This is a genomic window from Armatimonas sp. (assembly GCF_031410135.1).
In the GTDB taxonomy this organism is placed as follows: Bacteria; Armatimonadota; Armatimonadia; order Armatimonadales; family Armatimonadaceae; genus Armatimonas.
In genome coordinates, this window is sequence record NZ_JANNYP010000788.1 from 1 (window position 1) to 5995 (window position 5995).

The 5995-nt window shown below is 59.9% G+C and carries 6 protein-coding genes; 1 reads left to right on the forward strand and 5 read right to left on the reverse strand.

Annotated features, from left to right (window positions below; all coding sequences use genetic code 11):
• The first annotated feature begins 97 nt into the window (after nt 1-97).
• Entirely contained in the window at nt 98-274 is a 177-nt protein-coding gene (locus RMO15_RS28805) for a hypothetical protein (RefSeq protein WP_309721184.1), read from the forward strand.
• Here RMO15_RS28805 and RMO15_RS28810 read toward each other — a convergent pair.
• From RMO15_RS28810 to raiA, 5 genes are all read right to left on the reverse strand, one after another.
• Nucleotides 238-1704, reverse strand: a complete 1467-nt coding sequence (locus RMO15_RS28810) for a hypothetical protein (protein WP_309721187.1) — start codon at nt 1702-1704, stop codon at nt 238-240. The genes RMO15_RS28805 and RMO15_RS28810 overlap by 37 nt on opposite strands.
• 192 nt (nt 1705-1896) lie before the next feature.
• The gene (locus tag RMO15_RS28815; RefSeq protein ID WP_309721190.1) at nt 1897-2544 is read right to left on the reverse strand and encodes a DUF2625 domain-containing protein; all 648 of its coding nucleotides are present in this window, start codon (nt 2542-2544) and stop codon (nt 1897-1899) included.
• 1 nt (nt 2545) lies between these two features.
• The gene (locus tag RMO15_RS28820; protein WP_309721193.1) at nt 2546-4270 is read right to left on the reverse strand and encodes an FAD-dependent oxidoreductase; all 1725 of its coding nucleotides are present in this window, start codon (nt 4268-4270) and stop codon (nt 2546-2548) included.
• 54 nt (nt 4271-4324) lie between these two features.
• Nucleotides 4325-5359 carry an ATP-dependent 6-phosphofructokinase gene (locus tag RMO15_RS28825; RefSeq protein ID WP_309721196.1) on the reverse strand — a complete coding sequence of 345 codons (1035 nt, stop codon included), beginning with the start codon at nt 5357-5359 and terminating at the stop codon, nt 4325-4327.
• 68 nt (nt 5360-5427) lie between these two features.
• Nucleotides 5428-5995: ribosome-associated translation inhibitor RaiA (gene raiA / locus RMO15_RS28830; RefSeq protein WP_309721199.1), on the reverse strand; the 568-nt coding region annotated here is incomplete at its 5' end.

The window sequence follows — 5995 nt, forward strand, 5'->3', positions numbered from 1 at the left end:
TGTGCAGGCATGACATCGGCATCGCGCACTACCGCTGCCATTGCTTCCGAACTTGATGCAGTCCGGGCTTTGGCAGTGTGGGCAAGTAATTACAATCATGGACGCATTATACAAACAACGTGATAAAATCCATAGCCACAAGGTCTATCACAAGAAAATCGGGCGGCAGATTGCGGATATTGATGAGATCGAAGCTGCCTTCCCCTCCGAGAGCCTCTCGGAGGGTGAGCTTTCCGATTACTTACGACCGCGCTTTTTAGAGAGCCAGAGCTGACGGAGCCGGAGCTGCTCGGGTGTTGGGGTTCCAACCGAGCGAATCCCGCCACGTTCGGTGAGCTCCAGCCCAACATGGGCGAGGGCTTGCTGCACGGGTAGCTCACCGGCAGCGAGCACGAGCTTGTCGTAGAGAGGGCCGAAGCTCTCGCCGCCTGCATGAATAAGCTGCTTGCGGATCTCGTCCTCCGCAAAGCCGGACTGGTTGTTGCGACATTTTTTCCAGAGGGCAAACTCCACATCATCGAGACTGCGCTTGCCGCCGGTCTGCGCGAGAATCTCCAGATCGAGACAGAGGCCCACCACAAAGCCATTGTCGTAGTAGCTCAGCCCGAATCCATTGCTATTTCCCCGCCCGTTGTTGGTCTCTCCCACGCGGTAGCTGGAGTCGTAGGGGGAGACCGTTAGGCGCGCCTCGGAGCGGCGTAGGTTTCGTACGTTGGTCGCGATGTCGGCGTATAAGTCCTGCTCACTCGTCCAGCCGAATCGCCCTAAAAGCAGGGTGGAGAAGTAGTCTGTGGTGCCTTCGAGCCACCAGAGGGCACCGGTCTTGGGAAGCTGGGTGTAGTCAAACGGCCCAAGAACCTGGCTACGGATGCGCTTGACATTCCAGAGGTGGAAGAACTCATGGGCAAGCAGGCCCGCCGTGCGCCGCGAGAATCCCGAGCCGAGGCTAATCTCGGTGCTGCTGAGGTGCTCCAAGCCCGAACCGCCTGCGCCGCCGCTACGCACACTGAAGTGCCAGACATACTTGCCATAAGGAGCGCCACCCATGAACTCCGTCTCGATCTTGGCGACCGTCTCGCATGCCTCGCGCAGGAGCTTTTTGTCAATCTGCCCCGCTCCCGTGCCCCGGAGGGCGATAACATGTGGCTTGCCTGCGACTGTATAAGTCTCCTCGTAGTAGCTTCCAAGAGTTACGGGGTTATCCGCCAGCGTGTCGTAGGAGTCGGCGCTGTACTCCGGGCCGCTGCCATCCAGCCCGACCGCCACTTTCATGTCCTGGGGCGTCTCAATAGTTAGCTTGCAGCGCTCCTGCGTCCGCCCGACCACGTAGACATAGGCCGCGATTCCACTGTAGTGCCCGATGCCGTCCTGAAACTCCAGCGGCGCACGGTAGCGAAGCGTCACTTGCTTGGCTCCTGCGCTATTAATCTTCCAGGTATGGTCGTCCACGGCGGTGAGCTCCACCGGCTTGTCGCCCACACCCGTCGCCGAGAAGTCTTTCAGACGCGCCCCGTAGTTCAGGAGCATGTAGAAGCCTGGCATCCAGCGTGGTGCCTGCACCAGCGTCTCGGGAGCGTTCGTTGGAATCGTCACCGTGATAGCAAGCTGATTCGTCTCCGGCTGGGGCTGAACCCGGTAGCGAATCTCCGCATGGGCGATGCTTGCCGCCACAAACAGAGCTGCAAGAGTGAGAATATATTTCATCGAGGCTTATTTCTTTCTATCGTATGCTGGTGCGCCTCGACGGAGATCGTCGGGCTATGGTGCGACGCCCAGAGGGCACCCGTCGCCGCGCTTTCGGCGATTTTTACCGACGAGGCACGAGGAGGCGGCCAAAGGCCCCAAAGCCCCGAGGTTTACCGTCGAGGGCTAATGTCAGATTTACAACACAAGGGCTTATTTCTGTCGCTGCTGACAAAAATCCTGGTTGAGTGCGTAAAGCTTCGCGACGGGAATGTCTCTTCGGGAGCGCTTCGAGATTGATGGCCCCGTTGTCCAGAGAAACGGATAGACGGAGAGCGCCTGTTCGCCGCTGATTCCCGCGACTTCTTTCTCCCAATCCGGCCAGCGCAAAGAACTATAGAACAACTCTAGGTTTCCGGTGAGCGTCCAGCGGAGAAAGTCCGTGTACCCTGCGCCGAGGCTCTTCCAGGCAAGTGTTTGGGGAGAGAAGTAGTGGACATGGCTCGGCTGTCCCGAGAACGCACCGCCATTGATCGCAAACAGCCCTCCAAGAACGTCATCCGCGACGAGAAGTGCTCCCTGCAGTTTCTCCACGTTCCAATCAGGCAGACTGCGTAGCAACTTTGGCGAGCCCGCCCCCAAGATGCGAAGCCAGCCGTAGTCAATCAAAAGGCCACCTGTGTAATAGGCCACGGCTCCCATTGGTGAGCGCAATGTGATCTGAAGTGCCAGGAGCGCCTGCTCCCCAGCAGATAACTCGGAAGGGAGCACCTCCACCACGTTGGTCGCGGAGGCAAGCCACTCCTGGACCAGCGGCCACGCAGGATCATCGGTTTCCGTCAGTTCCTGCAGGGATTGCATGTTACAGAATTTCGTCCCAGCGGAGCATCACGCCTTGGGCTTTGAGACGCACTTGGAACGCGGCCAGAAGCGCGGGGGAGTCGTGGACGGCGCTGGGGTCGCGCAGATTCTTCTCTAGGCAGAAGGCGGCCAGCGATCCGGCGATCTCTCCGGCCAGAAACTCCGTGGGGTGCATGCGGGCCGACGCGAGAGCGAGGCGGCTGGCTCCGAAGTTCTTGGCGGCAGGCAGGATATTGGTTGGGCCGGACGCGGGGAGAAACGCGCCCAGCGGCAGATGGTAGGGGAGCGCGACCGAGAGCAGCGGCGGCTCACCCTTGCTGGGGTGGATGTCCATGGCGTAGAGGGCGCATCCCACGGAGTCCTCAAAGGCCGTTCCCCACTTGGCGGCAGGATCGGTCGAGCGCAGGTGGTTCTGGGTGAGGGTGGTGCGTGCCTGCAAGCGCCGCGACTCCCGGATATAGGGGTGGATCGCCCAGCCACTCTCGGCGGGAACTTGCATTTCGGGGTAGCCCAGCTTGGTCGGGTCATCGTCGCGTGGGCACTCGGTCTGGAGCCAGTAGGCAAAGCCCTTGGCAAAGTTTAGGCCGCGCTCCAAAATCCGCACCTGCTCGTCCACGGGCTTGTCGAGGTAGCTCTCCTCGTGGAAGTCGTTGCCGCGCCAGTTGATCAGCGCAAGGTCGCCAATGGGGGACTGCTTGCCGGTAAAGCTCGACGAGGCAATCAGGCGGCGGTAGGTCCAGAAAGGGAGGTAGCTACGGCCATTGACTTGCGCCTTTTCCAGAACTTTGTAAGTCACGGAATACGGTTCGGCTTTGTCGCGGTAGATATAGTCGAGCGTGTAGTCGCCAAAGCTCTTGAAGTAGTCGTACTCGGCGGGCTTTTCGAGAGTGGGGCCGGGCTGCGCTTGCCAATCCATCAAAAAGCAGTACGTGAAGCTCTGCACCCAGCTCGGGTTGGCCGTCTCTGGTGCGAGCGACTCGCCGAACTCGGAGAGCGCCTCTTGGCCGAGGCGAAACGGGGAGCCCGCGAGAGCCAGCGCCGCACCGTCTTCCGTGGCATCTAGCAGGAACTGACAGCCGATTCGGGTGATCTTGCCCGTTTCGAGGCTGGCAATGTCGGCATAGTTGATGCGCTCTTGGCCAGAGTAGCGCGTCACCGAGCGGAGCTGGTGGCGCATCAGCACGCGGCGGATCGCGCCGGATTTTTCATACGGAGCCAGCCGGTCTTTGATCGCCTTCTCCCAGACATCGGGCAGACCGGAGACGCGGCTCACCCAGCAGTCGCCGATGTTCTTGCCCGCACCGGGTTTTACGCCGGGCTGGGCGTTGTAGTGATCCCGCACGGCCTGCCGAAGCGCTCGGTAGGTTTTTGTCGAAGGCCCTGGCTCTTTCTCGACATGCGAGTTTTCGTCGGGAACCGGCACGAGCTGGCTGGTGAGCTGACCGCCGAGCATCCGCGTGGGCTCGACGATCACCACCGAAAAGCCGCGCTTCGCCGCCGCTTCGGCTGCCGCGACACCCCCAAGGCCGCCACCGATCACCAAAACATCGCAGCTCAAGCTTACATCTGAGGGTGCAACGGCAACCTCAACGGCACGGCGCTTCTCGATATCTAGGACGCGGGTGAGCTCAAAAGGAGCAGGGACAGTGGGGGCTTGGGCTTGGGCTTCAGGCATGGCAAGGCTCAGAAAGGCAAAGAAGGTGCTGGAGAGGGCAAGTGGTCGCATAGGACATGGTTTCCCCTCCTCCCGTTATCGGGAGGAGGGGCTGGGGAGGAGGGCTTACTTAAACGTAGTCTTCATCAGCTCGATAAGCTGTGGCGGGACAACTTTCAGCACAGATGTGGCGGCGACGATATCGACGCCCTTGACTTCGGTGCCGACCAGCGCCGCCATCTGGCCGAACTGCTTCTCGTTGACCAGCTCAGCGGCCTTGATCCCGACGCGCATGCCCAGCACGCGGTCAAAGAGAGTGGGGGCACCACCGCGGTGGACATGGCCCACGACGGCATGGCGGCTTTCCCAGCCGGTTTTCTCAGAGATCGTGCCGGCGACAAACTCACCGACACTACGGTCTGAGAGCTTCACATGGCCGAATTCGTCCACGGCTTTTTCATCGCCGATTACTGCGGGAAGCTCGGTGCCCTCGGAGCAGACCACAAGGCCGTACTTCTTGCCACGGGCCTTGATCGCGTTGAGGTGCGCGATCATCGCGTCCACGTCTAGCGGCTCCTCGGGAAGCGTCACCCAGTCCGCGCCACCGGCAACCCCGACATACCAGGCTACCCAGCCGGCGTGGCGGCCCATCACTTCGAGAACCATCACGCGGCGGTGGGAGCGGGCCGTGTCGCGCAGGCGATCAATGGCGTCTAATCCAACGGCAGCAGCCGTGTCGAAGCCAAAGGTGAAGTCCGTGCCCGACAGATCGTTGTCCATAGTCTTTGGGACGCCCACGGTTGGGACGCCGTGATCACGGAAGAGCTTTGCGGCCACGCCCAGAGTGTCCTCGCCGCCACAGGCAACAATCGCATCAAAGCCCGCAGACTTGATATTGGCCAGCACGGCCTCTAAATCTTTCTCGCCGCCTTTTTTAAATGGGTTGGTACGCGAGGAGCCAAGCATCGTGCCGCCCTGGTAGATAATTTCCTCGACATCGTTTAGGCCCAGCGGGCGGTAGAGACCTTTGACCAGCCCACGCCAGCCCTCTTCGATCCCGACAAACTCGAAACCAAAGTCCATACCGCGGTACACCACACCCCGGATCGCCGGGTTAAGGCCGGGACAGTCGCCCCCGCCCGTTAAAATTCCAACTTTCACTAATCAAGCTCCCCGAAAAACAGCCCCGGTAAGTAACGCGAGTAACTCCGGGGCTGTTTTTAGTTTTGTTATCGTTCGGGCTCTAGGATACCGTAGTTTCTATCCGCCCGTCTATAGAGAACGCTCACTTGGCCGGTGTCGGCGTTCTCAAAAACAAAGAAATCGTGGGAGAGAAGCTCCATCTGTGCCACGGCCTCTTGCTCACTGAGAGGTTTAATCGCGAAGCGCTTGCGCCGAAGAACCTGGCCATCATCTTCATCCTCTTCGTCCGCCGCGGTATTGGTATCCGTGGGCATGTGGCGCGGCGTATCGTGGCCATGATGGGAGCCACGCTGATGCCACTTGTGACGCTCCTTGTACTTGGACATCCGGCGCTCCAGTTTGTCCACAACATGGTCAATGGCAATATACATGTCTTCGGCACGGTCTTCTCCTCGCAAGAGAATCCCATCGCCTTCGAGCTGCACCTCGACTCGGTGCTGCTTGTTCTGAATGCTCTGGATGACTGTGGCTGTTTGAAGAGTAGCGAAGTGCTTCGAGAGCTTGTTGACTTTCTTATCTGCGTAGTCTCGCAGAGCGTCCGTGATAACGACTCCTTTGCCGCGAACCTGAACTTGCATCGTGATAAACCTCCAG

Bases quoted from the DNA above. Each gene is read 5' to 3' on its own strand.
- RMO15_RS28805 (WP_309721184.1), top strand. From the start codon at position 98: ATGGACGCATTATACAAACAACGTGATAAAATCCATAGCCACAAGGTC.
- RMO15_RS28810 (WP_309721187.1), bottom strand. From the start codon at position 1,704: ATGAAATATATTCTCACTCTTGCAGCTCTGTTTGTGGCGGCAAGCATC.
- RMO15_RS28815 (WP_309721190.1), bottom strand. From the start codon at position 2,544: ATGCAATCCCTGCAGGAACTGACGGAAACCGATGATCCTGCGTGGCCG.
- RMO15_RS28820 (WP_309721193.1), bottom strand. From the start codon at position 4,270: ATGCGACCACTTGCCCTCTCCAGCACCTTCTTTGCCTTTCTGAGCCTT.